Below are 25268 nucleotides of genomic sequence, written 5' to 3'. Positions count from 1 at the left end.
GCGCTGCGGCTTACTGAACGATTTGCGACAGCTCGCCCTTCTTGTACTTCTCTGCGATCTTTTCCAGCGGCAGGGCCTTGATCTTGCCGGCCTGGCCTTCGCAGCCGAACGACAGGAAGCGCGCCTTGCAGACCAGCTTGGCGGCTTCGCGCGCAGGCTTCAGGTAGTCGCGCGGGTCGAACTTGGAAGGGTTCTCGAACAGGTAGCGGCGGATCGCGCCGGTCATCGCCAGGCGGATGTCGGTGTCGATGTTGATCTTGCGCACGCCGTGCTTGATGCCTTCCTGGATCTCTTCGACCGGCACGCCGTAGGTTTCCTTCATGTCGCCGCCGAACTCGCGGATCTCGGCCAGCAGTTCCTGCGGCACGGAGGAGGAACCGTGCATCACCAGGTGGGTGTTGGGAATGCGGGCGTGGATTTCCTTGATGCGATCGATCGCCAGGATGTCGCCGGTGGGCTTGCGCGAGAACTTGTAGGCGCCGTGCGAAGTGCCGATGGCGATGGCCAGCGCGTCGCACTGGGTCTGCTTGACGAAATCGGCCGCCTGGTCGACGTCGGTGAGCAGCTGTTCGCGGGTCATCTTGCCGTCCGCGCCGTGGCCGTCTTCCTTGTCGCCCATCATGGTTTCCAGCGAACCGAGCACGCCCAGTTCGGCTTCCACGGTCACGCCGATGGCGTGCGAGAACTCGACCACCTTGCGCGAGACTTCGACGTTGTACTCATAGCTGGCGACCGACTTGCCGTCTTCCATCAGCGAGCCGTCCATCATCACCGAGGAGAAGCCCGACTTGATCGCGGCCATGCACACCGCCGGCGACTGGCCGTGATCCTGGTGCATCACCACGGGAATGTGCGGATAGGCTTCCACGGCCGCCGAGATCAGGTGGCGCAGGAAGGCTTCGCCAGCGTACTTGCGGGCACCGGCCGAGGCTTGCATGATCACCGGCGAACCGACTTCGTCGGCGGCCTGCATGATCGCGGTGACCTGCTCCAGGTTGTTGACGTTGAATGCCGGCAGGCCATAGCCGTTTTCGGCGGCATGGTCCAGCAATTGACGCATGGATACGAGAGGCATGATGAAAACTCCAGAACGATAAAAAATCAGTACTCGCCGACCTTGAGGATCTTCAGGGCGTTGGTGCCGCCGACCTGGCCGATGGGCTCACCCCAGGTGACGACGACGAGATCCCCCTTCTGCACCACGCCCTTGGCCAGCAGCAGATCCTGCGCGCCCTTGAGCATGGTTTCGGTGTCGGCGCACTGCGCCAGTTCCAGCGTGTACACGTTGCGGAACAGCGCGGCCTTCTGGCGCGTGCCGACATTGGGGGTAATGGCGAAAATCGGGATATCGATGTTATGGCGGCTCATCCACAGCGCGGTCGAGCCGGACTCGGTCAGCGCCACGATGGCCTTCACGCGCAGGTGGTGCGCGGTAAACAGCGCGCCGTAGGCGATCGACTGGTCGACGCGGGTAAAGCGCTGGTTGATGAAATCGGCGTCGACCTTGGCTTCTTCCGAACGCTCTGCTTCCTCGCAGATGGCCGACATGGCTTCCACGGTTTCCACCGGATACTTGCCGGAGGCGGTCTCGGCCGAGGTCATCACGGCGTCGGTGCCGTCCAGCACGGCGTTGGCGACGTCGGACACTTCCGCGCGGGTCGGCACGGCGTTGACGATCATCGACTCCATCATCTGGGTCGCGGTGATGGTCAGCTTGTTGGAGGCGCGCGCCATCTTGATCATGCGCTTTTGCAAACCCGGCACGGCGGCGTTGCCCACTTCCACGGCCAGGTCGCCGCGCGCCACCATGATGCCGTCGGAGGCGTCGAGGATTTCCTGCAGCAGCGGGATGGCTTCGGCGCGCTCGATCTTGGCGATCATCATCGGCTTGTGGCCGTATGGCTCGGCGGCGACGTTGGAGAGCTGGCGCGCCATCTCCATGTCAGTCGCGTTCTTGGGGAAGGACACGGCCACGAAGTCGGCCTGGAAGCTCATCGCGGTCTTGATGTCGTCCATGTCCTTGGCGGTCAGCGCCGGCGCCGACAAGCCGCCGCCCTGGCGGTTGATGCCCTTGTTGTTGGACAGCTCGCCGCCGATCTTCACCACGGTGTGGATCTCGTTGCCCATCACGCGTTCGACCGTCAGCACGATCAGGCCGTCGTTCAACAGCAGCACGTCGTTGCCCTTGAGGTCGCGCGGCAGCGCCTTGTAGTCCAGGCCCACGCGCTCCTGGTTGCCCATCTGGCAGTCGGCGTCGAGGATGAACTTGTCGCCGTTGACCAACATGACGCGGCCGTTTTCGAACTTGCCCACGCGGATCTTCGGCCCCTGCAGGTCGGCCATGATGGCGACCTTGGTGCCGCATTCGTCAGCCACCTCGCGCACCAGGGCGGCGCGGTCGATGTGGTCCTGCGGCTTGCCGTGCGAGAAATTCAGGCGCACCACGTTCACGCCCGCGCGGATCATGCGGGTCAGGGTTTCGCGGTCGCTGGACGCAGGGCCGATGGTGGCGACGATCTTTGTTGCTCTGGACATGAGGACTTTCTATTTTCGACTTGATTAAGAAGCCCGCCAGGTCACGGCCTTGGCGCCGGGACTTGGCGGTTGGCTTCCCGCCCCGGAATGCGCGTCTCCTGCGCACCCTGTAATTCAAAACATGCGATACGACAGCAGCGCGGATTACTGCGCGCGCTGCAGCAGGATGTCGACGGCCGGCAGGGTCTTGCCTTCGAGGAACTCCAGGAAGGCGCCGCCGCCGGTCGAGATGTAGCCGATCTTGTCGGCGATGTTGTACTTGGCGATCGCCGCCAGTGTGTCGCCGCCGCCGGCGATCGAGAAGCCCTTGGAGGCGGCGATGGCGCGCGCCAGGGTTTCGGTGCCATGGCCGAACTGGTCGAACTCGAACACGCCCACCGGGCCGTTCCAGACGATGGTGCCGGCGCGGTCCAACTGCTCGGCCAGCAGGGCCGAGGTTTGCGGGCCGATGTCGAAGATCATGTCGTCGTCGGCCACGTCCTGCGCGCTCTTGACGGTGGCCGCCGCAGTCGGCGAGAACTCCTTGCCCACCACCACGTCGGTGGGGATCGGCACCGAGGCGCCGCGCTTGGCCATCATGTCGATGATGGCGCGGGCGTCTTCGACCAGGTCCGGCTCGGCCAGCGACTTGCCGATCTTGAGGCCGGCGGCCAGCATGAAGGTGTTGGCGATGCCGCCGCCGACGATCAGGTGGTCCACCTTGTCGGCCAGGGTCTTCAGGATGGTCAGCTTGGTGGAGACCTTGGAACCGGCCACGATGGCCACCAGCGGACGCGCCGGCTGGTTCAGCGCCTTGCCCAGCGCATCGAGCTCGGCCGCCAGCAGCGGACCGGCACAGGCCACCGGCGCGAACTTGGCCACGCCGTGGGTGGTGGCTTCGGCGCGGTGTGCGGTGCCGAAGGCGTCGTTGACGTAGACGTCGCACAGCTTGGCGATCTTCTGCGCCAGCTCGTCGCTGTTCTTCTTCTCGCCCTTGTTCAGGCGGCAATTTTCCAGCAGCACCACCTGGCCGGGCGCGACATCGACGCCATCGACCCAGTCGGAGACCAGCTTGACCTCGAAACCGAGCAGCTCCGAGAGACGGCGGGCGACCGGCGCCAGCGAGTCCTCGGGCTTGAATTCGCCCTCCACCGGACGACCCAGGTGCGAGGTGACCATCACCGCGGCGCCGGCCTTCTGCGCATCGCGAATTGCAGGAACCGAGGCGCGGATGCGGGTATCTTCGGTGATATTGCCGGCATCATCCTGCGGCACGTTCAGATCGGCGCGGATGAAGACACGTTTTCCTTGCAATTGGTTGGCGGAAATCAGGTCGCTCAGTCGGTTGAATTTCATGGGTCCGGATTCGAAAAAGGGGGCGAAAAACGCCGTATTTTACTCCAGCCTGACCTCTCCCTGACGGCTTTTTGGGACAGCGGCGGCAATCGGAGAGACGGCGGGCGCGGGGGCCGGAGCGGGCTGCGAGTCGTTTTATTGATGTGGCGGCAACATTTCCACCATGGAGCTCAGAGCACCAACCTCAGCATAGTAAAGAGTGCCATTCCGGCCACAATAGTTCCCAGAAGATGGCGCGTCGCAGCAAAGAAAATCGCGCCGCCCAGGCCGGCCAGCAATTTGGGATTGGCCAGGCTGAGGTCGATCGCGCCTCCGGCGACCACCAGGTCGGGGATGACGATGGCCGCCATGGCGGCCGCCGGCGCGTAGCTCAGCGCGTGCTTGAGGCGCGGCGGCAGCTTGACGGCATGGCCGAACAGGAAGAAGCCGCTGCGGGTGATCAGGGTCGACAGCGTCATCAGGGCGATCGCCGCCCACACGTACCAGTCGCTCATGCCGGCACCCCGCCGTCCTTATCATCCTTGTCGCCGGCCGGCAGCAGGCGGTCCACCGCCAGCGCCGCCGCCATGCCCAGCACCATTGCCGCCAGCAAACCCAGGCGATAGGGGAAGTTCAGCGCCAGCACCGCCACCGTGCCGGACACCACCACGCCGGCCAGCGCCGCGATATTGTTGGTCATGGGGATCATGATGGCGATCAGGGCCAGGGTGCCGGCGAAGCCGATGTTCCAACTCTCGGGAATCTGGCTGGCCAGCAGGATGCCCACCGTCGCGCCCAGCTGCCAGCTAAGCCAGCCGGGATAGCAGATCGCGGCAAAATAGCCGATCTTGCCGGGCGGCTGGCCGAAGGTGTGCGGCGGGAAGCGTTGCGGGAAGAAGGCCATGGAGATGTCGCCGTTGAAGAAGCCGTACCACACGCGGCGGTACCACGGCAGGTGCTCGAAATGCGGCGCCACGGCGGCCGAGAAGATGACGAAGCGCAGGTTGACGATCATCGCCGTGAAGAACACCACCAGCAGCGGCGTGCCCACCGCCAGCAGCGGCAGCACCGCGAACTGGGCCGAGCCGGCGTAGACCAGCAAGGTCATGCCCAGCGACTGGAAGATGCTCATGCCCGACTTGACCATGGCCATGCCCGACACCACGCCCCAGGCGAACACCGCCGGAATGGTCGAGGAGCTGGCGCGCCAGCCCTCCTGGAAGGCATCCTTTTCAATACGGCGCGCCTCGGACGCGCTACGGTCGTCCCGTGGCCCGGCGCCGCCTGTCTCCGTCTGCATTGTTGTTTCGCTTCGCGCTTTGCGCTCGATGGGGCCGGGTGTGCGTCCCCGGGTGCGCCCCCGGGTTGCGCGTCCACTTCCCGCCGATGGAAGGTGGCGCCGGCTTTCGGTATTTTTACCCAGGCCCAACATTCTATAGATGAAAGTTTTTGCTCGCTTGAATCCGCTAAAATGGAGCTCTTTCGTTCCGTTACCGATTCATCGCATCAACGTTTCAACGCTCAACAGCACCACCTACGGAGAACAACATGAGCCAGGCTCAAGCATCCCAGGCAGTCGTCCAACTCGAAGGCAAGGACCTTCCGGCCCACTGCCCCAACCCCAACATGACCAGCTGGAGTTCGCACCCGCGCGTGTTCCTCGAGCTGGACGAGCACGGCGCCGCCAAGTGCCCGTACTGCGGCACCCAGTACCAGGTCAAGCCTGGCACCGTGCTCAAGGGCCACTGAGCAGCACCGCAACGAAGAGGGCCGATGGCCCTCTTCTCATCTGATCCGGAGATTCCCATGCCTCGCGCCAAACTGATCCATGGTTCCCCCGACGAAATCGAAACCGCCTACTACGACGCCCTCGCGCGCGCCGACCTCGAAGCCCTGATGGACCTGTGGGCCGAGGAAGAGGAAATCGTCTGCGTCCACCCCGGCGCCCAGCGCCTGGTCGGCCATGCCGAGATCCGTTCGGTGTGGGAAGACATCCTCGGCAACGGCGGCCTGCACATCCGCCCGCGCCAGTTGCACGCCACGCAGAACATGATGACGGCGGTGCACAGCGTCATCGAGGAAATCGACCACGGCGACCAGCAGCAGCCTGACGTGCACGTCATCGCCACCAACGTCTATCTCAAGACGACCCTGGGCTGGCGCATGGTGATGCACCACGCCTCGGTGGCGCCCGGCGCGGCGCCGGCCGAACCGATCTCCAGCGGCGCCATGCTGCACTGACGGCGGCGCGCAACCACAGCAAGGCCAGGCAACATGCTTTACATCCCTCCCCGCTGGCTTCCCGGCGGCCACCTGCAGACCATCTATCCGTCGTCGTTCATTCCCAAGCCGCCGGTGGCTTACCGGCGCGAGCGCTGGGAAGCGCCGGATGGCGACTTCATCGACATCGACTTCGTCGACGGCCAGCCCGGCCGGCCGCTGGTGGTCCTGTTCCACGGCCTGGAGGGCTCATCCGACAGCCACTACTGCCGCGCGCTGATGGCCGAAGTGCGGCGACGCGGCTGGCACGGGGCGGTGCCGCATTTCCGCGGCTGCTCGGGCGAGATCAACCTGGCGCCGCGCTTCTATCACTCGGGCGACGCGGCCGAGCTGGACTGGATCCTGCGCCGGCTGAAACTGCGCCAGCAAGACCTGGCCGCCACCCACCTGTACGCCACCGGCGTCTCGCTGGGCGCCAACGCGCTGCTGCGCTGGCTGGGCGAGTCGCAGCATGAGGCCGAGATCGTCGACGCCGCCTGCGCGGTATCGGCGCCGCTGGACCTGGCCGGCGGCGGCGCGGCGCTGGCGCGTGGCTTCAACCGCCTCTACACCTGGGTGTTCCTGCGCACCATGCGCCCCAAGTGCCTGGAAAAGCTGGCGCAGTTCCCCGGCCTGTTCGACCGCGAGGCGCTGCTCTCGGCGCGCGACCTGTACGCTTTCGACAATATCGTGACCGCGCCCTTGCACGGCTACCGCGATACCGACGACTACTGGGACCGCGCCAGCGCCAAGCACATCCTGCACGACATTACCGTGCCCACCCTGGTGCTCAACGCGCAGAACGATCCCTTCCTGCCGGCGCGCCACCTGCCGCGCAGCGCGGCCGCCGAGGTGCGGCTGGAGTATCCTGAGCAGGGCGGCCATGTCGGCTTCGCCGCCGGCGGCCCGCCGGGCAGCCTGGAGTGGCTGCCGCGCCGCCTGCTGCACTTCCTCGAAGGCAAGGCGGAGACGGCCAGCCCGTCGCCGCGGCAACGGGAGCATGCGCATGGATGAGATCGTCCGCCAGGCCATGGCCAAGTGGCCCAATGTGCCGCACTGCTTCGGCTGGCTGCGGCTGGATGCGCGCGGCGGCTGGCGCATGCGCGACGAGCGCGCGCAGCACCTGGGCCTGCCCGGCGAACGCATCGCCCACCCCACCCTGCTGGCCTTCATCGAACGCAATTATGCGCATGACGAACAGGGACGCTGGTATTTCCAGAACGGGCCGCAACGCGTGTACGTGGATCTGGAACTGACGCCCTATATCGTGCGCACGCAGCCCGGGGCCGAGGGCCGGCTGCAGCTGCTGCTGCACACCGGAGAAACGATTGCGCAGCCCGACGCCGCCTGGCTCGACGAGCACGGCAGGCTCTACCTCAAAAGCGGGGAGAAATTCGGCGGCGTGGACGACCGCGATATGGCGCAACTGCTGCCGGCCCTGCACGCGGGCGACGGCGCCGACGAGGAAGCGCTGCTGCGCTGGATGGAGGGCGACGACGGCGTCCAAGCCCGCCTGATGCTGGGCGCGCGCCCGCTGCGGCTGGAACGCATCCAGTCGGCGCAACTGGCCGAGCGCTTCGGCTTCGTCGCTGCGCCGCGCAGCCCTGGGAACGCGGGCTAGCCGCGTTCCTTCATTTCCTTCGATTCATCCTTCCAGCGCTCCTTCCACTCGCGCTCGCGGGCATCGATCTGCGACTGGTCGTAGAAGGTCGCATCCGGCGACTTGCGCGCGATGCCCAGCTGTTCGATGGCCGACAGCAAACTGCCGTTGAGCGCATACGACTCCGCCAACGCCAAATGCTGCAGCGCCTGCTTGCCTTGCGCGGCATAGGCCTTGGCCAGCAAGCCCTGGATCTGGGCGTCGGAACGATAGAGCTGCGCCTGGTCGCGCAGGTAGGCCACCGCCTCGTCATAGCGCCGGGCCGCCGTCAGCGCCTCGGCATACTGGCGCGCCGCCACGCGCGAGATCGGGTACTGCTTGCGCATCGCGTCGGCCAGCTGCAGCGCCGCGGCCGGTTGCTTGCGGGCGATCTTGATATCGATTTCCAGGCTGGTGAGCATGATGCCGGTCTTCAGCGGCACGGCGGCCTCCTGCGCATCCTTGAGCACGGCATCGGCCTGCTCCAGCTTGTTCTGGCGATAGTACACATAGGCCAGCCCGTACTTGGCCGCGACCGTCTGCAGCTTGGTGTTTTGCTTCATCTGGTTCTGGAACCGCTCGGCCGACTCGCGCAGGCCCTGCCCGGAGTCGTTCTGCAGCACCTGGGTGCGCGCGCGCACCAGCTGGAATTCCGGGTTGTCGACGCGCTGCCGGTAGCGCTGGTCGCGGATGCGCCCCTCGATGTCGGCGATGCGGTCGGTGGTCAGCGGGTGCGTCAGCAAGTAGGGCGGCACGACGTCGCTGTAGTTGCGCGACGCCGCCTGCAGGCGGCCGAAGAAGGTGACCATGCCGGACGGGTCGAAGCCGCCGTCGCGCATGATGCCCAGGCCGATGCGGTCGGCCTCGCGCTCGGCGTCCCGGCTGAAGTTGAGCTGGCGCTGCACGGCGATGCCGGTGCCGCCCATCATGGTGGCCATGGCGGCGTCGCCGCCGGCCTTGGCGACGCCGGCCAGCGCGCCCAGCACGAGGGCGGCCAGCTGGATCATCGAGTTCTGCTTCTGCTGGCCCAGCATGCGCGCGATGTGGCGCTGGGCGACGTGGCCGATTTCGTGCGACAGCACGCCGGCCAGCTCGGACTCCGACTGCGCGGCCAGCACCAGGCCGCTATGCACGCCGATGAAACCGCCCGGCAGCGCGAAGGCGTTGAGCATGGGATCGCGCACCATGAAGAACTGGAAATCGAAGCCGGCCTCGCCGCGCACCTCGGGATGCACCGACACCAGGTTCAGACCGAAATTGTTGAGGTACTCCGAGACCGGACCGTCGTCGATGTAGTCGCGGTCGCTGCGGATGTCGCGCATGATCTGCTCGCCCAGCTTGCGCTCCGTCAGCGGCGACAGGCCTTCGCGTTCGGTGTCGCCCAGCGTCGGCAAGTTCTGCGCGACGCCGGCGACCGGCGCGATGGTCAGCGGGACGACGGGCAGCCACAACAGCGCGGCAGCCAGCATGCGCGCCAGCATCTTGCGCGCGGGACGGACGGGACGGCGTTCGGAAGGGATGGCGTATCGTTGCATGGGCGAAGACGAAAAGGAATGGCTTGCCGCTTGCGGCGAACAGGCATCCGGCTCGCCCGCGGCAGCTCGCCTGCTATGATACCCGCTCCGTTTCCATCCTCACCATTTTCAGCATCCGACATCATGAGCACATCCGGCGACCAGGACGCGCCCAACGGCGGCCTTACCCACTTCGACAACAGCGGCCAGGCCCACATGGTCGACGTCGGCGGCAAGCACGAGACGCATCGCGTGGCGGTGGCCAGCGGCGTGATCCGCATGAAGCCGGCAACGCTGGCCATCATCGAGTCCGGCACCGCCAAGAAGGGCGACGTCCTGGGCATCGCCCGCATCGCCGCCATCATGGCGGCCAAGCGCACCGGCGAGCTGATTCCCCTGTGCCACCCGCTGGCGCTGACCCACGTGTCGGTGGAGTTCGAGACCGACGCCGCCACTGCCAGCGTGCTGTGCACCGCGCGGGTGGAAACCTACGGCAAGACCGGGGTGGAAATGGAAGCGCTGACCGCCGTGCAGGTCGGCCTGCTGACGGTGTACGACATGAGCAAGGCGGTCGACAAGACCATGGTCATGACCGATATCTGCGTGACCGAGAAGCGTGGCGGGAAGAGCGATATCAGCATGGCGCGGCCTTGACCTTGAATCACGCGTTCCGCATGGCTGAAAAAAAAGCGCCTTGAAGGCGCTTTTTTATGTGGCTTGCTTTACCGCACCGGGACTTAACTGCGGCAATTGGCCGGCGCGAACTGCGCGGGAAGCGTGCCTGCAACAAAATCGGTGTTGTCGATCCCGCCGGCAGGTACAACCGCCTTCTTGACGCCGGCCGCCGCGCACTTCCATTGAATGGATCCCAGGCCCAGCGTCGGTGTCAGGGTCAGGCTTCCGCCTCCTCCGACGCGCTGATCGAAGGCAACGGTGATGACACCGCCCACACCGCGGGGGCTCATGGGCGACACCGTGATATTGCTCACATTGTCGGTCGGGGTGAACGTGGGCGACAAGCCGAGCTGATCCACGGTGAAGGTGCCATTGTTGGCTTGCGCCTGTTCGGCTACCGCCAGCTTGTACGGCGCCGCCAGGTTCAACCCCTCGGCCACGCGCGAACGCGCGATGTAGTCCTGATACTGCGAAGCGCCGATGGTGGCCAGGATGCCGATGATGGCGAGCGTCACCATCAGTTCCAGCAGGGTGAAGCCTGCTTGCTTGTTCTTGCGTGCGACTGGTTTCATTGAATCCCCAAAAAAGAAAAAAGGCCTTGCCAGTATCGGCAGCGCCGGCGCTGCGGCCTAGCGAATTAATTCCAAAACTATCAGGCTTTTTCGCCGGCAGCGCTGACGTGCGTCAAACCCCGTTCGATGCGGAGCGGAAGCTCCGGCGATGCCGAGAAAATAGATAAAAGATTTCGCCCTCATCGTCGTCAATCCGGGCGAGGACGGGCTGGCGTGCTTCAAGGCTGGCGCTGCTCCTGCTTCCTGCGCTTGAGGCTCAGGCCGATCAGCACCACGCCGATGGCGCCGACCAGGCCCGGCAGGCTCAGGTGCAAGTCGGCGCCCGGCACCACGAACTCGGTCTGCGGGATGAAGCCGTGCAGGTAGGCCTGGACGCCGGTGTCGCTGAAGATCATGCCGCCGGCGATGTAGCCCAGCAATGCCGCGCCCAGGGTGATGATAACCGGGAATTTTTCCATCAGCTTCAGCACCAGGGTGCTGCCCCAGACGATGATGGGAATGCTGACCACGATGCCGAACACCACCAGCGCCATCTGGTGCCGGCCGGCCTGCTCGGCGGCGCTCGCGATGGCGATCACGTTGTCCAGGCTCATCACCAGGTCGGCCACGATCACGGTCTTGACCGCGCCCCACAGGCGGTCGCTGCCGTCGACCTCGGCATGGTCGTCATCCTCGTTGAGCAGCTTGACGCCGATCCACAGCAGCAGCAGGCCACCGATCAGCTTGAGGAAGGGCAGCTCCAGCATGGTCACCGCGAATGCGATGAGCGCGATGCGGATCGCGATGGCGCCCACCGTGCCCCACAGGATGCCCTTCATGCGCAGCCTGGCCGGCAGGTTGCGGCAGGCCAGCGCGATCACGATGGCGTTGTCGCCGCCCAGCAGGATGTCGATCAGGATGATTTGCCCGACCGCCAGCCAGTTCAGGTTTGCCAGAAACTCCATGCCGGTCCTTGTCCTTATGAATTCTTGATATCCGTGAGATCCGCGATATCCGTGAAAAAACATGGGGAGCCGCAGCTCCCCATATTGGTCTTGCAGTGGCCATCCCAAGGCGCCAGGCGCTCCGGGACGACCACCATGACAGCATTGATTACAGCATGGCCTTCAGCAGACGCGCCATTTCGGACGGGTTACGCGTGGCCTTGATGCCGCACTCTTCCATGATCGCCAGCTTGGCTTCGGCAGTGTCGGCACCGCCCGAGATCAGCGCGCCGGCGTGGCCCATGCGCTTGCCCGGAGGCGCGGTGACGCCAGCGATGAAGCCAACGACCGGCTTCTTCATGTTGTCACGGACCCAGTACGACGCGTTGGCTTCGTCGGGACCACCGATTTCACCGATCATGATGACGGCATCGGTGTCCGGATCGTCGTTGAATGCCTTCATGATGTCGATGTGCTTCAGACCGTTGATCGGGTCGCCGCCAATACCGACTGCCGACGACTGACCCAGGCCCAGCGCGGTCAGCTGACCCACTGCTTCATAGGTCAGGGTGCCGGAACGGGAAACCACGCCGATGCGGCCCTTCTTGTGGATGTGACCCGGCATGATGCCGATCTTGATTTCGTCAGGGGTGATCAGGCCTGGGCAGTTCGGGCCCAGCAGCTTGGTCTTGGAACCGGCCTTCGCCATGCGGTCCTTCAGGGCCAGCATGTCGCGAACGGGGATGCCTTCGGTGATGCAGATGGCCAGGTCCAGGTCGGCTTCGACAGCTTCCCAGATGGCAGCGGCGGCGCCGGCGGGCGGCACGTAGATCACCGATACGGTAGCGCCGGTAGCCTTCTTGGCTTCGGTCACGTTGGCATAGATGGGGATGCCTTCGAAGTCTTCACCGGCCTTCTTCGGGTTCACGCCAGCGACGAAGGCGTTCTTGCCGTTCGCGTACTCACGGCACAAGCGGGTGTGGAACTGGCCGGTCTTGCCAGTGATGCCTTGCGTGATGACCTTGGTGTCTTTGTTGATGAGGATCGACATTTTTCTTCCTTGTCTGTGATGCCTGCACTGCTCGCGGCCGGGATGCGTCTTGTCGCACCTGGCGCAGCCGCAGCGGCGCAGACTTGCATGTATGAGTTCTTACTTGCCTGCGGCGGCAGCCACAACCGACTTCGCCGCCTCTTCCATCGAATCCGCCGAGATGATCGGCAGACCGGATTCGGCCAGCATCTTCTTGCCCAGGTCTTCGTTGGTGCCCTTCATGCGAACCACCAGCGGGACGCCCAGCGACACTGCCTTGGAGGCAGTGATGACGCCTTCGGCGATCACGTCACAGCGCATGATGCCACCGAAGATGTTGACCAGGATGGCCTTCAGGTCGGGGTTCTTCAGCATGATCTTGAAGGCTTCGGTGACCTTCTCGGCGGTGGCGCCGCCGCCCACGTCGAGGAAGTTGGCCGGCTCGCCGCCGAACAGCTTGATGGTATCCATGGTGGCCATGGCCAGGCCAGCGCCGTTCACCAGGCAACCGATGTTGCCGTCCAGCGAGATGTAGGCCAGGTCGAACTTGGAAGCTTCGACTTCAGCCGGATCTTCTTCATCCAGGTCGCGGTAGGCGACGATTTCCGGGTGGCGGAACAGGGCGTTGGAGTCGAAGTTGAACTTGGCGTCCAGGGCGATGACCTTGCCGTCGCCGGTCAGGATCAGCGGGTTGATTTCAGCCAGGGAAGCGTCGGTTTCCCAGTAAGCCTTGTACAGGCCTTGCAGGTTCTTGCGGGCTTCGGGGATGGAAGCGGCGGGCACGCCGATCTTGGCGGCCACGTCATCGGCGTCGGCATCGGTCAGGCCGGTGACGGGGTCGATGATCACGTTGTGGATCTTTTCCGGGTTGCTGTGGGCAACTTCTTCGATGTCCATGCCGCCTTCGCTGGAGGCCATCAGGACGACCTTCTGGCTCACGCGGTCGGTCACCAGGGAAACGTACAGTTCCTTCTTGATATCGGCGCCTTCTTCGATCAGCAGGCGGCGAACCTTCTGGCCTTCGGGACCGGTCTGGTGAGTCACCAGTTGCATGCCCATGATCTGGCCGGCGTATTCCTTGACCTGTTCGATCGACTTGGCCACCTTCACGCCGCCGCCCTTGCCGCGGCCGCCTGCGTGGATCTGGGCCTTCACGACCCAGACCGAGCCGCCCAGCGACTTGGCTGCCGCTTCGACTTCGTCGACCGACATGCAAGGAACGCCGCGCGGGACGGTTACGCCGAACTGGCGCAGGATTTCTTTACCCTGATACTCATGGATTTTCATGGGAGCTTCCCTTTAGACACTGAATGAATGAAACTTGCCGGATTGAAATTCTGCCGACGGCGTGATGCCGGCGGACGAGAAAGCAGACCGCAACCCGCAGGCGGGCGTCGCATCCGTCGCCGGATGGGAACTGGCGCAGGCGTGAGCTGCGCGGGTTGCGAAAGAATTCTTAGAATGGGGCATATGCATGCCGTCTGCATGAGTTGGTCTTGATATTCGTACACCGCCGGACGGCCGGCGGGATCCGCATTATCCATCTTCACTGCTGTCGCCAGCCTTACATCGATGCGCTGTTTTGAAAAACAGCTGCCGCCGATATCTCCTCAGGCTGCCGCGTCGCAGCAAAAACTTCCGAATTTTAGCACAGCCCAGATGGCCTGAACGCCGGTAGCGCTAACATCGCAGATAAACGGCGGAACGTGCGCTGCGGCAGGGCCGAACGCCGGCGCAGGCGCAAAGAAGGAAGCAAACGGACTTCGGCGAAGATGCGCCTCAGCCGTCCCCTTCCTCATCGGACCATGCCTGCTTGAGCGCATGACGGATGCTGCCGTGGGAAAAGCCGCGCTGCTGCAGGAAACGCATCTGTTTGGCGCGGGTCTCGGCATCACCGGCCGGCTCAGCAAATTTGCGCCTGAGCACCTGCGCGGCACGCGCCCCTTCTCCGGCGGCGAGATCGGCTTTCAGGTCGGCCAGCCCCTCCCCTTCGATGCCATGCCCATGCAATTCGGACAGGATGCGGTTGTTGCCGTAGCGTGCCGCGCGGCGGTTTACCAACGATTCGGAAAAACGTTCCTGGGAGAGAAAGCGCGACTGTTCAAGCCAGTTGAGCAGCGCGTCGATGTCATCGCCTTCTTGCGCGTAAGGGGTGAGCTTACGCGCAAGTTCCAGGCGACTATGCTCACGTGAAGAGAGATATTTGAGCGCCCGTGCTTTCAGGCTGATCGGCGGTCTGGGCATGACGTTCGACTACACGGACGATGATGCGGTTGGAACAATTGAAACGGATGGAGCGGGCGAAACGGATGAAGCTGATACAGCGGTAATGCGCACTACAGCCGCCGCGAAAACCTGCGATGCAGATCGATGGCATCCACGGCGATTACGACCACCGGCGGGACGGCGGCGGGCCAGGCAACCCTGGCCGCCACGCCGGCGTACTCGTTCTACGGGGATCGACAGGGAGTCGCCGATCAGGAAGCTTGCTCTTGCGCCTGGGCCTCGCCACCGGCCAGCTCGGGCACGCCCAGCGCGATGCGGACCTTGTTCTCGATCTCGCGCGCCAGTTCCGGGCGCTCCTTCAGGAAGTTGCGCGCGTTGTCCTTGCCCTGGCCGATCTTCTCGCCGTTGTAGCTGTACCAGGCGCCGGACTTCTCCACCACCTTGTGCTCGGAGCCGAGGTCCAGGATCTCGCCTTCGCGCGAGGTGCCTTCTCCATACAGGATATCGAAGTGCGCTTCGCGGAACGGCGGCGCGACCTTGTTCTTGACGACCTTGACGCGGGTTTCGCTGCCGATGACTTCGTCGCCGGACTTGATCGAACCGGTGCGGCGGATGTCCAGGCGCACGGAGGCGTAGAACTTCAGCGCATTGCCGCCGGTGGTGGTTTCCGGGTTGCCGAACATGACGCCGATCTTCATGCGGATCTGGTTGATGAAGATGACGGTGGTATTGGTGCGGTTGATGCTGCCGGTCAGCTTGCGCAGCGCCTGCGACATCAGGCGGGCCTGCAGGCCGGGCAGCGAGTCGCCCATGTCGCCTTCGATTTCAGCCTTGGGCGTGAGCGCCGCCACGGAGTCGACCACGATCAGGTCGACCGCGCCCGAGCGCACCAGGGCGTCGGTGATTTCAAGCGCCTGTTCGCCGGTGTCGGGCTGCGAGATCAGCAGGTCGGTCAGGTTGACGCCCAGCTTTTGCGCGTAGGTGACATCCAGCGCGTGCTCGGCGTCGATGAAGGCGCAGGTGCCGCCCAGTTTTTGCATTTCGGCAATGGCTTGCAGGGTCAGCGTGGTCTTGCCCGACGACTCCGGGCCGTAGATCTCGACGACGCGGCCGCGCGGCAGGCCGCCGACGCCCAGGGCGATGTCCAGCCCCAGCGAGCCGGTCGACACGACCTGGATTTCCTCGGCGACGCTGCCGTCCTCCATGCGCATCACGGAGCCCTTGCCAAACTGCTTTTCAATCTGCGCCAACGCGGCGGCCAGCGCTTTACCCTTTTCAGAGTTGTTCGCAGCTTTTTTGTCGTCCATAAATCTCTCTCGGCAAAAGGTCGTGAAGAATTGTCGTACAGGAAAGGTATTGCCTGATGCACCTGCCGCAGCCGGGCATGTTGCCGGGCGCCGCAGATCAACTAGGCAGTACTGTATAAAAAAACAGTGATTCGCGCAAGCGTTTTTGCGCGATAGTTGGAGGGCGCAATTATAAGAGACCCCGGGGATTACAGCGGCAGGGGACGAGAAAGAATGATGCAGGCCCGGCCAAAAACCGGCACACTCGCTGCTTCCCGAGAAATGCACAAGGATTCGGCCCCTATCTTTGCTAGGGATTCATGCCGAATTGATATACATTTCGGCTTAGCAATATAACGAGATAAATAAGACTGTTTTATAGACTGTTGTCATGAGTTTAGTTCCCTTTAGCCATATCAGCGCCCTACGCAGCCTGATCATCGACGACATGCCGACGATGCGCCAGAACATTCGGATGCATCTCGGCCAGCTCGGCGTGACCAAGGTAGACCAGGCAGCCACGCCGGACGAGGCGATTCGTTTCGTGCAGGCCGGAACTTACGACCTCATCATCTGCGACTACAACCTGAACAAGGAAAGCAACGGCCAGCAATTGCTGGAGTTCTTCCGCACCCAGAACATGCTCTCGCCGACCTCCATGTTCATCATGGTGACCGCCGAGAGCGGCTACAACCTCGTTGCCAGCGCCGCGGAGTTCCAGCCCGACGCCTACATGCTCAAGCCGCTGACGGCCAGCCGCATCGCCGAGCGCGTCGATCGCCTGCTGGAGAAGCAGCACGCCATGCTGCCGGTGACCGAGAAGATGAAGCGCAAGGATTTCGCCGGCGCCATCATCGAGTGCGACACCGTGCTCAAGAACGCGCCCAAGTGGATCGTCGAGATCATGAAGACCAAGGGCACGCTGCTCATCGAGCAGCGCCGCATCGACGAGGCGCGCGAGGTCTACGCCCAGGCGCTGGGCATGCGCGACGACCTGGTGTGGGCCAAGATCGGCCTGGCCCGCTGCAACATCGTGGCCGGCCAGCTCAATGACGCGCGCACCATCGTCGAAGACGTGCTGGCGCAAAACAAGCAGTTCATCGCCGCCTACGACCTGCTGGCGCAGATCGACGAGGCGCAGGGCAACCAGGAAGGCGCGCTGGCCGCGCTGACGACCTCCTCCGAGATCATCCCGTCGGCGCGCCGCAGCCGCCTGGTGGGCGAAGTGGCCTACCGCAGCGGCCATCTCGACCAGGCGCGCGAAGCCTACGACCGGGTGCTCAAGCACACCAAGGGCTCGCTCACCGCGCAGCCCACCGACCTGCTGTCGCTGGCCCAGGTGCACGTCGACAGCGGCGATCCGGACCAGGCGCTGCGCCTGCTGGAAAGCGCCCCGCGCCGCTACGAGGAATCCAGCGTCTTCACCTCGGCCCAGGCCGCGGTGCAGGCCCAGGCCTACGTGCAGCTGGGCGACACCATCTCGGCGCAACAGGCCTTCGAGACCGCCAAGCAAGCCGCCGGCAAGGATATCTCCGAAGTGGCCACGCTGGCGCTGGCCAAGGCCGCCTTCTCGATGGGCAAGGACGAGGAAGGCGCCAAGCTGATTGCCGACGCCATCAAGTCCGATCACGAGAACAAGACGCTGCAGACGCTGGCGCGCAAGGTACTGGCCGACACCGGCAAGACCGCGCTGGCCGAGGAGCTGATCGACGGCGCCGTCAAGCACTGCATGAGCATCATCGCCGAGGCCAACGCGCTCATGCGCAGCGCCAAGCCCGACGAGTCGCTGGTTAAGCTGGAGGAAGCCCTGGCCAGCATGCCGGAGAACACCGGCGTGCTGCTGGCGGCGGCGCAGCTGCACCTGCTGTGGATGAGTCAGCGCGGCTGGAACGACGAGTACGTCAAGCGGGTACGGCGCTATCTGGCCACCCTGGACCGCCTGATTCCGGGCAACGACCGTGTCGCCAAGATGCACAAGTTCCTGCGCGACACGCTGAGCAAAGTAGCCCCCAAGAGCTGACCATGGATCCCAAGCTTGCCGCGATCATCATTCACGACATCAAGAACTCCCTGGGCGTGCTGGAGGGCGAGCTGCGCCGTCTCTCCGACGACGTGCCGCGGGTGCAGCAGGCGCACGTCACCTGCCTGGCCCTGCAGGAAAAGCTGATCGCCTTCCTGACCCTGTACAAGGCCGACTCGCAGGGACTGCGCGCCCAGGTCGAGGCGGTCTCGCCGCTGGACTTCCTCGAAGCGCTGCTGCGCGAACAGAGCGTGGGCCGCAACGGCCAAGGCATCGATGTGCGCATCGACGAGACCGACATGCCGCTGATCGGCTTCTTCGACGAGCACCTGGTGGCGCTGGCGCTGGAAGCGGCAATGCAGAACGCCAGCCGCTTCGCCCGCGCGCGCATCGAGCTGGGATGCCGCAAGCATGCCGGCGGCGTGGTCTTCACCGTGCGCGACGACGGCCCCGGCATCGGCACACAGGAAAAAAAGCCCTCCACCGGGCTGGGCATGGATCTGTGCAACGCCATCGCCACCGCCCACAACAAGGAAAACCAGCACGGCGAGGCGCGCCTGTCCAATCATCCGGACGGCGGCGCGCTGTTCGAGCTCTGCCTGCCCTGAGCCTCCCCTCCGACTCCCGCGGCAGCCGCTGCGGGAGCATGCGCAAAGCGCATATCCAAGCGTGAAAATAGTCGTTCTGCCGCACCGCGTTCGTCCTTAGAGTGTTTGTCTGCACCGCAGACTCCCCCAACACGACAAGAACGGACCTCATGGAACGCAGACACTTCCTCCGCCTGGGCGCAGCCGCCGGACTGGCCGGCGCCGTCCCGCTGATCACACGCGCCGCGCAGGCGCCCAAGACCCTACGCCTGGACTACGCCTACTACTCGCCGCCCAGCCTGGTGCTGCGCAAGTTCGGCTGGCTGGAGGAAGACCTCAAGGCGCAGGGCACCGAGGTCAAGTGGGTGCTCAGCCAGGGCAGCAACCGGGCGCTCGAATACCTCAACAGCGACAGCGTCGACTTCGGCAGCACTGCCGGCCTGGCGGCGCTGCTGGCGCGCGCCAACGGCAACCCGATCAAGGCGGTGTATGTCTATTCGCGTCCGGAGTGGACCGCGCTGGCAGTCGCCAAGGACTCACCCATCAAGTCAGTGCGCGAGCTCAAGGGCAAGAAGGTGGCCGCCACCAAGGGCACCGATCCCTATCTGTTCCTGCTGCGCGCGCTGCACGAGAACGGCTTGAAGAAGGGGGAGGTCGAGATCGTCCACCTGCAACATCCGGACGGCCGCGCCGCGCTCGAACAGGGCCGCGTCGACGCCTGGGCCGGCCTCGATCCGCACCTCGCGGCCAGCGAGCTGGAAGCCGGATCACGCCTGATCTATCGCAACGTCAATTTCAACACCTACGGCTTCCTCAACGTCAGCGACACCTTCGCGGCCCGCCATCCGGACCAGGTCAAGCGCGTGATCGCCGCCTACGAAAAGGCGCGCGCGTGGATCATCGCCCATCCGGAGGACACCGTGGCGCTGCTGTCGGAAGAGTCCAAGCTCTCGCCGCAGGTGGCGCGCCTGCAACTGAAGCGCAACGACTTCTCGCATCCTCAGATCGGCCGCGAGCATATCGATGCCTTGCGCGCGGCCGCCCCCATCCTCACCGAGGAGGATCTGGTCAAGAGCGGCACCGACCTGCCGCGCACCATCAATGCGTTGATCGATCCGTCCTACGCGCAAGGCGTGGTGAAGGCGTGACGAGGGCCGGTCCATGAGCGAACCGGGATCCGGCAGCCTGCCGGCGCAAGCCCTCCCCGCCGCGCCGTCGGCAGCCCCGCGCCGCGCAGCCAGGCGCGGCTGGCCGCATGACGACGGCTATCGTCCCGGCAAATTCACCGGCTGGATCCTGCCGCTGGCCTTCTTCCTGCTAGTGGAGGCCGGCGCGCGCCTGGAACTGATTCCCGCGCGCCTGCTGCCGCCGCCCAGCGAACTGGCGCAAACGCTGTGGTCGCTGGCCGCGCGCGGCGAACTGCTGCCGCACATCTGGGCCAGCCTGACCCGGGTGTTGGCCGGCTTCGTCATCGGCAGCGCGCTGGCCATCGCGCTGGGACTGCTGGTGGGCACCAGCCGACGCGCCGAGGCGCTGCTGGAACCGAGCTTCCAGGCGCTGCGCGCCATTCCCAGCCTGGCGTGGATTCCCTTGCTGCTGCTATGGTTGGGCATCGATGAAACGCCCAAGATCGTGCTGATCGCCATCGGCGCCTTCTTCCCGGTCTACCTGAACCTGGTAGCCGGCATCCATGACATCGACCACAAGCTGGTCGAGGTCGGCACCAGCGCCGGCCTCGGCTCTGCCGAACTGATTCGCCATATCCTGCTGCCGGCCTCCCTGCCCTACCTGTTCGCCGGCCTGCGCGGCGGCCTGAGCCTGGCGTGGATGTTCCTGGTGGCGGCCGAGCTGATCGCCGCCACCCGCGGCGTCGGCTACCTGCTCTCCGACGGCCGTGAAAGCAGCCGGCCCGACCTGGTGCTGGCCGCCATCCTGATCCTGGCGCTGCTGGGCAAGCTCAGCGACAGCCTGCTGCGCCTGGCCGAACACAAGACGCTGCGCTGGCGCAACGCGCATCGCGTTGCGCGCGCCAAGCCCTGAACCCTCTTTCCGATCCGAACCGCCCCATGAAAAACACACCGACTCTCGACCTGTCCCGCCGTCGCCTGCTGCAATCCGGCGCGGCCCTGGCGGTCGCCGCCGCCCTGCCCTCCGCCGCGCTGGCCCAGGCCGGCGGCCGCGCGATCCGCATCGGCTACCAGAAATCCTCGACGCTGCTCACCGTCATCAAGGCCAACGGCACCCTGGAAAAACTGCTGGCGCCCGGCGGCGCCAAGATCAGCTGGCACGAATTCTCCAGCGGCCTGCCGCTGCTGGAGGCGCTCAATGTCGGCGGCGTCGACCTCAGCGCGGACGTGGCCGATACCGTGCCGGTGTTCGCCCAGGCCGCCGGCGCCAGGCTCACCTATCTGGCGCAGGAGTCGCCCTCGCCGTCGGCGCAGGCCATCGTGGTGCGCGCCGATTCTCCCATCCGCAACATCGCCGACCTCAAGCGCAAGAAGATCGCCGTGACCAAGGCCGCCGGCGTGCATTACCTGCTGATCGCCACGCTGGAGAAAGCCGGCCTGAAGTTCTCCGACGTCGACGCCGCCTACCTTTCGCCGGCCGACGGTCGCGCCGCCTTCGAGCGCGGCAGCGTGGACGCCTGGGTCACCTGGGATCCGTTCCTGGCCGGCGTGCAGCGCCAGTCGCAGGTGCGCGTGCTGTCCGACGGCCGCGGCGTCGCCGACTACCAGCGCTACTACCTGGCCGCCACGCCGTTCGCCGAGGCGAATCCGGACGTGCTGCGCGCCGTGTTCTCCGAATTGCAGAAGACCGGGCAATGGGTCAAGCAGCACCCCAAGGAAGCGGCGGCCTTCCTCGCGCCGCTGTGGGGCCTGGACGCCGACACCATCGAACTGGCCAACAGCCGCCGCAGCTATGAGGTGCGCGCGGTGAGGCTGGATGCGCTGGGCGAGCAGCAGCGCATCGCCGATGCCTTCTTCGGCGCCGGCCTGCTGCCCAGGAAGGTCAATACGGCCGACGTGGCGATCTGGAAACCGGCATAAGCACGGCAAGAGACAGGAGACTCGCGACATGGACGGACTCGACAAGATCACGCTGCTGCTGATGGTCTGCCTGGTGGTGGTGGCGCTGCTGTTCCCTCTGTCGGGCGGGCATCTGCCCCAGCGCAGGCGACGCTCCGAGGGCGAGCGCGAGAAAGAAAAGCGCCCCTGACGCTGCAAAAAAAAAAGCGCCGCTGATGCGGCGCTTTTTCATTGCGTGCCCCTTGATCAAACCAGCGTGGCCGTCACCGAGATGTCCGCATTCAGGACCTTTGAAACCGGGCAGCCGGCCTTGGCCGCCGCCACCGCCTCGTTGAATTTCTGCTCGTCGCGATCGTCCAGCTCGACCTTGACGGCCAGCTGGATGGTGGTAATGGTGAAGCCCGGATCGGTCTTCTCCAATGTCAGCGTGGCCTCGGTGTCGATGCGCTTGGGGCCCAGCGCCGCCTTCTCCAGGCGCGCCGACAGGTCCATCGAGAAGCAGCCGGCGTGCGCCGCTGCGATCAGCTCTTCAGGGTTGGTGCCCACGCCGTTCTCGAAACGGGTGGAAAACGAATACTGGGTGTCGGACAGCGTCTTGCTTTCGGTCGTGAGCGCGCCCTTGCCGTCCTTGAGATTGCCGATCCATACCGCCGATGCCTTGCGTTTCATTGCAGCCTCCTGTTCGCTTGTCGGAACGCGCGCAGCGTGCGCGCGAGTCTTCCATCATGCGTGCCCCGGGCAAGCGCGACGATAGGACAACAGCGCGCCCACGCGTAGGACTTCGCGAGGCCGGTCAACGCGTGCAATACGGAGGGGAAGATCGGCCGCAACGGCCAGGAAGGAAGAGTGCAGGAAGAATCGAACAGCGGACTTCAGGCGTGGAATGCAGATAAAAAAACCGCCGGCAGAGCCGGCGGTAAAACGGACTGGCGACGCTCATCCACTAACCGCCGCCTTCCGCGCCAAACTTTTACTGATGCATGAGCTTGCTCAAGCCGAAACGGGATCCAGCTGCTGGATGCCTGCCAGCACCCAGCCGCCCTGGCCGGCGGCCGGCTTGGACAGGTTCCAGATCTCGGCGAATTGGGCCGGCGACGCGTTCTGCTCTTCCTTGATGAAGCCGAAGAACTTCACGCTGGCGACGTAATCGTTGCCCACGGTTTCCACGCCCAGCACTTCCGCATCCAGCGACACCACGTCGGTCTGGTTGGCGGCCGCGCCGCGCTCCTGCAATTGCAGGCGCAGCTCGGCGAACATTTCCGGCGTGGTGAATTCGCGGATATCGTTGATGTCGGCCTTATCCCATGCCGCCTGCAGGCGGATGAAATAGGTCTTGGCGTTGCGCACGAAACCGACCGTGTCGAAACCTGCGGGCACGCCGTAGGCCACCGCTTCGGCATTGCCGAAACCGCCGCCGCCGAAGCCGCCCTGGGGTGCGACCGGAGGTTGCGCCGGCTCGAGCAGCGAGCCGATCTTGGGCGTCGCGGTGCTGTCGGCGGCCTGGCCTTCATTGGCGCCAGCCCAGGCCGGACGCGGCTGCGAAGCCTCCTGCTTGCGGCGGAACATGCGGTAGATGAACATCGCGGCCATGGCGATCAGGGCGACCATGAGGATGGTGCTGATCATGCTGGCCAGGGCGCCGCCCAGGCCGAAGTGCGAGAGCAGCGCGCCCAGGCCGAGGCCCAGCAGTGCGCCGCCCAGGATACCCTTCCATGGGCTGGGCTTGGGGGCGGCAGCCGGCGCCGCCGCAGGCGCGGCCGGCTTGGCGGCCGCGGCCTGGTTCTGCATCGGGGCCGGGCTCTGGGCCTGGCGGCTGGCGCCCGACGACTGTTTGCCGATCGAACCGCCGCCGCCGAGACGCTTGGCTTCGACCGTCGATATGCCAACAGACAGCGTCATCACCGCCACTATCAGCGCGACAAATGCTTTTTTCATACTATCTCCTAGATGGAATCTGATGTGATGCGGTCACATCGGCCGTATTGTCTGAAATGCTCGTTACCTGGTTGGGCGCCGGGGCAAACCGGCAAGCGAAAGTCGCGTGCGGACATGCGCATGCTGTCGCACGACGCGAAGCCACGGTTGGATCAGGAGCGGTTCAGCGGGCGCAGCAGGCATGTCGCGCGAGGCGACAGGATCAGGCCCGGGGAGGACGGCCGGCGAGCGGCAGGAACGGAGGCTGGCTGGCGTCGTCGCTGCGCAGAGCGGGAGCCAGGCTGGAGGTTTCCGGCAGGATTGCCAGGGATTGGATCAGCACCGGCTCGTCGCCAATGCCTGCATGGGTGGAGAAGTCTTCGCCGGCGTCGGCATAGCTGCTGCCGTCGTCGTCCGAGGAAGTCTTGTCGGCTACGGCGCCGTGTTGCTGCTCGTCGGCGACGGCGTGGTCGGCCACGGCGACGGTCTTGGACACGAGGTGCTTGACCGCGGCGCTGGATTGCACCTGCACTTGTTCAGGCGCCGAGAAATCGGTTGCGGCGATCGAGCTGGCGTACGTCAGCACCGCTGCAAATACTTGCACCGGGAACAGACAGATCAGCAAAAGAACCCACAAACGTTTCATCGAATTTTCCAGCAATGGATGCGAGAAATTATAACAACAAAAAATTACGCCAAGGACAAGGCCAACAAATTAATTACAGCAATCAGATTGGATCGAAAGTCCGATCTTCAAGGGCTGCCATCGCACTGTTACATTTGCGGCGATCGCATGGCGCCGATTTCCCCACGGCGGCCCCGAGACCCATTCGCCTACTCGCCTGCCCGGCATTGAATCATGGGCAGCCGCGTGAATTGCGAGCTTATATTCGGAACAATTCGGCACCACCATTTCCCTCATTTGCATTGGTGGTTGAATTAGTAGATTATGCGTGAAAATACCACAATAATTCCACAACACGAGACAAATCAGACGAGACTCCTCTCTGAGCCATCCCTATGCGCATCCTCCTTGCTGAAGACGACAGCGTTCTTGCCGACGGTTTGACGCGTTCGCTGCGCCATTCGGGCTATGCCGCCGATTGCGTCAAGAACGGCGTGGAAGCCGATTCCGCGCTCTCCACCCAGGACTTCGACCTGCTGATCCTGGACCTGGGCTTGCCCAAGATGTCAGGGCTGGAGGTGCTGCGCCGCCTGCGCGCGCGCAACTCGCGCCTGCCGGTGCTGATCCTGACGGCGGCCGATTCGGTCGAGCAGCGCGTGCAGGGACTCGATCTCGGCGCCGACGATTACATGGCCAAACCCTTCGCGCTGTCCGAACTGGAGGCGCGCGTGCGCGCGTTGACCCGGCGCGGCGCCGGCGGCGGCCCCACCGTCATCAAGCACGGCCCGCTGTCGTACGACCAGGTCGGCCGCATCGCCTACATCGGCGAGCAGATGCTGGAATTATCGGCGCGGGAACTGGGGCTTCTCGAAGTATTATTGCAACGCACGGGACGGCTGGTGTCCAAGGAACAGCTGGTCGACCATCTGTGCGAATGGGGAGAGGAAGTCAGCAACAATGCCATCGAGGTCTATGTCCATCGCTTGCGCAAGAAAATCGAAGTCGGCGGCGTGCGCATCGCTACCGTGCGCGGGCTGGGCTATTGCCTTGAAAAGCTGCCGGAAGCCGGCGCACCGCCCGCCCCTGCGCCTGCCGCCAGCGGCGCGGCCTGATCCGGCGCCGC

General features: G+C 64.8%; 27 protein-coding genes. 12 read left to right on the top strand and 15 right to left on the bottom strand.

Translation table 11 applies throughout. The features are described 5' to 3' along the window. Positions 1-10: 10 nt before the first annotated feature. The 5 genes from fba to Herbaro_RS03410 all read right to left on the bottom strand — a co-directional run bounded on the left by fba (position 11) and on the right by Herbaro_RS03410 (position 5149). On the bottom strand, positions 11-1075 hold the full coding sequence (gene fba, locus Herbaro_RS03430) for a class II fructose-bisphosphate aldolase (RefSeq protein WP_275012446.1): 1065 nt from the start codon (positions 1073-1075) through the stop codon (positions 11-13). A gap of 26 nt (positions 1076-1101) precedes the next feature. Next, complete coding sequence (gene pyk / locus Herbaro_RS03425) at positions 1102-2535, bottom strand: pyruvate kinase (RefSeq protein WP_275012445.1); 1434 nt, start codon at positions 2533-2535, stop codon at positions 1102-1104. 144 nt (positions 2536-2679) lie between these two features. Next, positions 2680-3870 (bottom strand): phosphoglycerate kinase, encoded by a 1191-nt coding sequence (locus Herbaro_RS03420; protein WP_275012444.1) that lies wholly within the window; start codon positions 3868-3870, stop codon positions 2680-2682. A 170-nt stretch (positions 3871-4040) separates the two neighbouring features. After that, positions 4041-4364: a branched-chain amino acid transport AzlD family protein gene (locus Herbaro_RS03415; RefSeq protein ID WP_275012443.1), complete on the bottom strand. Its 324-nt coding sequence runs from the start codon at positions 4362-4364 to the stop codon at positions 4041-4043. Beyond that, complete coding sequence (locus Herbaro_RS03410) at positions 4361-5149, bottom strand: AzlC family ABC transporter permease (RefSeq protein ID WP_275012442.1); 789 nt, start codon at positions 5147-5149, stop codon at positions 4361-4363. Before Herbaro_RS03410 ends, Herbaro_RS03415 begins: the two co-directional genes overlap by 4 nt. A gap of 248 nt (positions 5150-5397) precedes the next feature. Here Herbaro_RS03410 and Herbaro_RS03405 point away from each other — a divergent pair, with 248 nt between their 5' ends. From Herbaro_RS03405 to Herbaro_RS03390, 4 genes are read left to right on the top strand one after another with little or no spacing between them, the layout of a single operon-like run. Continuing rightward, complete coding sequence (locus tag Herbaro_RS03405; protein WP_275012441.1) at positions 5398-5598, top strand: zinc-finger domain-containing protein; 201 nt, start codon at positions 5398-5400, stop codon at positions 5596-5598. A gap of 57 nt (positions 5599-5655) precedes the next feature. Beyond that, positions 5656-6090 (top strand): YybH family protein, encoded by a 435-nt coding sequence (locus Herbaro_RS03400; protein ID WP_275012440.1) that lies wholly within the window; start codon positions 5656-5658, stop codon positions 6088-6090. A 33-nt stretch (positions 6091-6123) separates the two neighbouring features. Further along, complete coding sequence (locus Herbaro_RS03395; RefSeq protein ID WP_275012439.1) at positions 6124-7122, top strand: YheT family hydrolase; 999 nt, start codon at positions 6124-6126, stop codon at positions 7120-7122. Then, on the top strand, positions 7115-7729 hold the full coding sequence (locus Herbaro_RS03390) for a DUF2946 family protein (protein WP_275012438.1): 615 nt from the start codon (positions 7115-7117) through the stop codon (positions 7727-7729). Before Herbaro_RS03395 ends, Herbaro_RS03390 begins: the two co-directional genes overlap by 8 nt. Here the strand turns inward: Herbaro_RS03390 and Herbaro_RS03385 are convergent. Next, positions 7726-9282: a beta-barrel assembly-enhancing protease gene (locus Herbaro_RS03385; protein ID WP_275012437.1), complete on the bottom strand. Its 1557-nt coding sequence runs from the start codon at positions 9280-9282 to the stop codon at positions 7726-7728. The two genes, Herbaro_RS03390 and Herbaro_RS03385, sit on opposite strands and share 4 nt — an antisense overlap. A 123-nt stretch (positions 9283-9405) precedes the next feature. On the opposite strand from Herbaro_RS03385, the gene moaC reads away from it, so the two are divergent. Then, positions 9406-9915 (top strand): cyclic pyranopterin monophosphate synthase MoaC, encoded by a 510-nt coding sequence (moaC, locus tag Herbaro_RS03380; protein ID WP_275012436.1) that lies wholly within the window; start codon positions 9406-9408, stop codon positions 9913-9915. Between the two features lie 83 nt (positions 9916-9998). Here the strand turns inward: moaC and Herbaro_RS03375 are convergent, their stop codons facing one another. From Herbaro_RS03375 to recA, 6 genes are all read right to left on the bottom strand, one after another. Then, complete coding sequence (locus tag Herbaro_RS03375; protein WP_275012435.1) at positions 9999-10508, bottom strand: pilin; 510 nt, start codon at positions 10506-10508, stop codon at positions 9999-10001. 218 nt (positions 10509-10726) lie between these two features. Beyond that, positions 10727-11452, bottom strand: coding sequence for a TerC family protein (locus Herbaro_RS03370; RefSeq protein WP_275012434.1), 726 nt, complete (start codon positions 11450-11452; stop codon positions 10727-10729). Positions 11453-11600: 148 nt separating this feature from the next. Next, positions 11601-12482: a succinate--CoA ligase subunit alpha gene (gene sucD, locus Herbaro_RS03365; RefSeq protein ID WP_079216758.1), complete on the bottom strand. Its 882-nt coding sequence runs from the start codon at positions 12480-12482 to the stop codon at positions 11601-11603. A 99-nt stretch (positions 12483-12581) separates the two neighbouring features. After that, a complete protein-coding gene (gene sucC / locus Herbaro_RS03360; RefSeq protein WP_275012433.1) occupies positions 12582-13748 on the bottom strand; it encodes an ADP-forming succinate--CoA ligase subunit beta in 1167 nt (388 codons plus the stop codon). A gap of 492 nt (positions 13749-14240) precedes the next feature. Next, positions 14241-14705, bottom strand: coding sequence for a recombination regulator RecX (recX, locus tag Herbaro_RS03355; RefSeq protein WP_275012432.1), 465 nt, complete (start codon positions 14703-14705; stop codon positions 14241-14243). Between the two features lie 233 nt (positions 14706-14938). Continuing rightward, a complete protein-coding gene (recA, locus tag Herbaro_RS03350; RefSeq protein WP_275012431.1) occupies positions 14939-15994 on the bottom strand; it encodes a recombinase RecA in 1056 nt (351 codons plus the stop codon). Between the two features lie 370 nt (positions 15995-16364). Between recA and Herbaro_RS03345 the strand changes: the two genes are divergently transcribed. From Herbaro_RS03345 to Herbaro_RS03320, 6 genes are all read left to right on the top strand, one after another. Next, entirely contained in the window at positions 16365-17993 is a 1629-nt protein-coding gene (locus tag Herbaro_RS03345; RefSeq protein WP_275012430.1) for a tetratricopeptide repeat-containing response regulator, read from the top strand. Positions 17994-17995: 2 nt separating this feature from the next. After that, on the top strand, positions 17996-18601 hold the full coding sequence (locus Herbaro_RS03340; protein ID WP_275012429.1) for a sensor histidine kinase: 606 nt from the start codon (positions 17996-17998) through the stop codon (positions 18599-18601). Positions 18602-18750: 149 nt separating this feature from the next. After that, positions 18751-19728: an aliphatic sulfonate ABC transporter substrate-binding protein gene (locus Herbaro_RS03335; RefSeq protein WP_275012428.1), complete on the top strand. Its 978-nt coding sequence runs from the start codon at positions 18751-18753 to the stop codon at positions 19726-19728. Between the two features lie 13 nt (positions 19729-19741). Further along, the gene (locus Herbaro_RS03330) at positions 19742-20620 is read left to right on the top strand and encodes an ABC transporter permease (protein WP_275012427.1); all 879 of its coding nucleotides are present in this window, start codon (positions 19742-19744) and stop codon (positions 20618-20620) included. Between the two features lie 26 nt (positions 20621-20646). Then, on the top strand, positions 20647-21627 hold the full coding sequence (locus Herbaro_RS03325) for an aliphatic sulfonate ABC transporter substrate-binding protein (RefSeq protein WP_275012426.1): 981 nt from the start codon (positions 20647-20649) through the stop codon (positions 21625-21627). A 28-nt stretch (positions 21628-21655) separates the two neighbouring features. Then, positions 21656-21796, top strand: coding sequence for a hypothetical protein (locus Herbaro_RS03320; protein ID WP_275012425.1), 141 nt, complete (start codon positions 21656-21658; stop codon positions 21794-21796). A gap of 56 nt (positions 21797-21852) precedes the next feature. Here Herbaro_RS03320 and Herbaro_RS03315 read toward each other — a convergent pair whose 3' ends face one another. The 3 genes from Herbaro_RS03315 to Herbaro_RS03305 all read right to left on the bottom strand — a co-directional run bounded on the left by Herbaro_RS03315 (position 21853) and on the right by Herbaro_RS03305 (position 24166). Next, complete coding sequence (locus Herbaro_RS03315) at positions 21853-22275, bottom strand: OsmC family protein (RefSeq protein ID WP_275012424.1); 423 nt, start codon at positions 22273-22275, stop codon at positions 21853-21855. 321 nt (positions 22276-22596) lie between these two features. Further along, positions 22597-23541: a Tim44 domain-containing protein gene (locus Herbaro_RS03310; RefSeq protein WP_275012423.1), complete on the bottom strand. Its 945-nt coding sequence runs from the start codon at positions 23539-23541 to the stop codon at positions 22597-22599. Positions 23542-23743: 202 nt separating this feature from the next. Next, on the bottom strand, positions 23744-24166 hold the full coding sequence (locus tag Herbaro_RS03305) for a hypothetical protein (protein WP_275012422.1): 423 nt from the start codon (positions 24164-24166) through the stop codon (positions 23744-23746). Between the two features lie 374 nt (positions 24167-24540). On the opposite strand from Herbaro_RS03305, the gene Herbaro_RS03300 reads away from it, so the two are divergent. Beyond that, positions 24541-25257, top strand: coding sequence for a response regulator (locus tag Herbaro_RS03300; protein ID WP_275012421.1), 717 nt, complete (start codon positions 24541-24543; stop codon positions 25255-25257). Positions 25258-25268 lie beyond the last annotated feature (11 nt).

Origin of the sequence: Herbaspirillum sp. WKF16, from assembly GCF_028993615.1 — a bacterium.
Taxonomy (GTDB): Bacteria; Pseudomonadota; Gammaproteobacteria; order Burkholderiales; family Burkholderiaceae_D; genus Herbaspirillum.
This window is presented reverse-complemented; position numbering and strand designations above follow the sequence as displayed.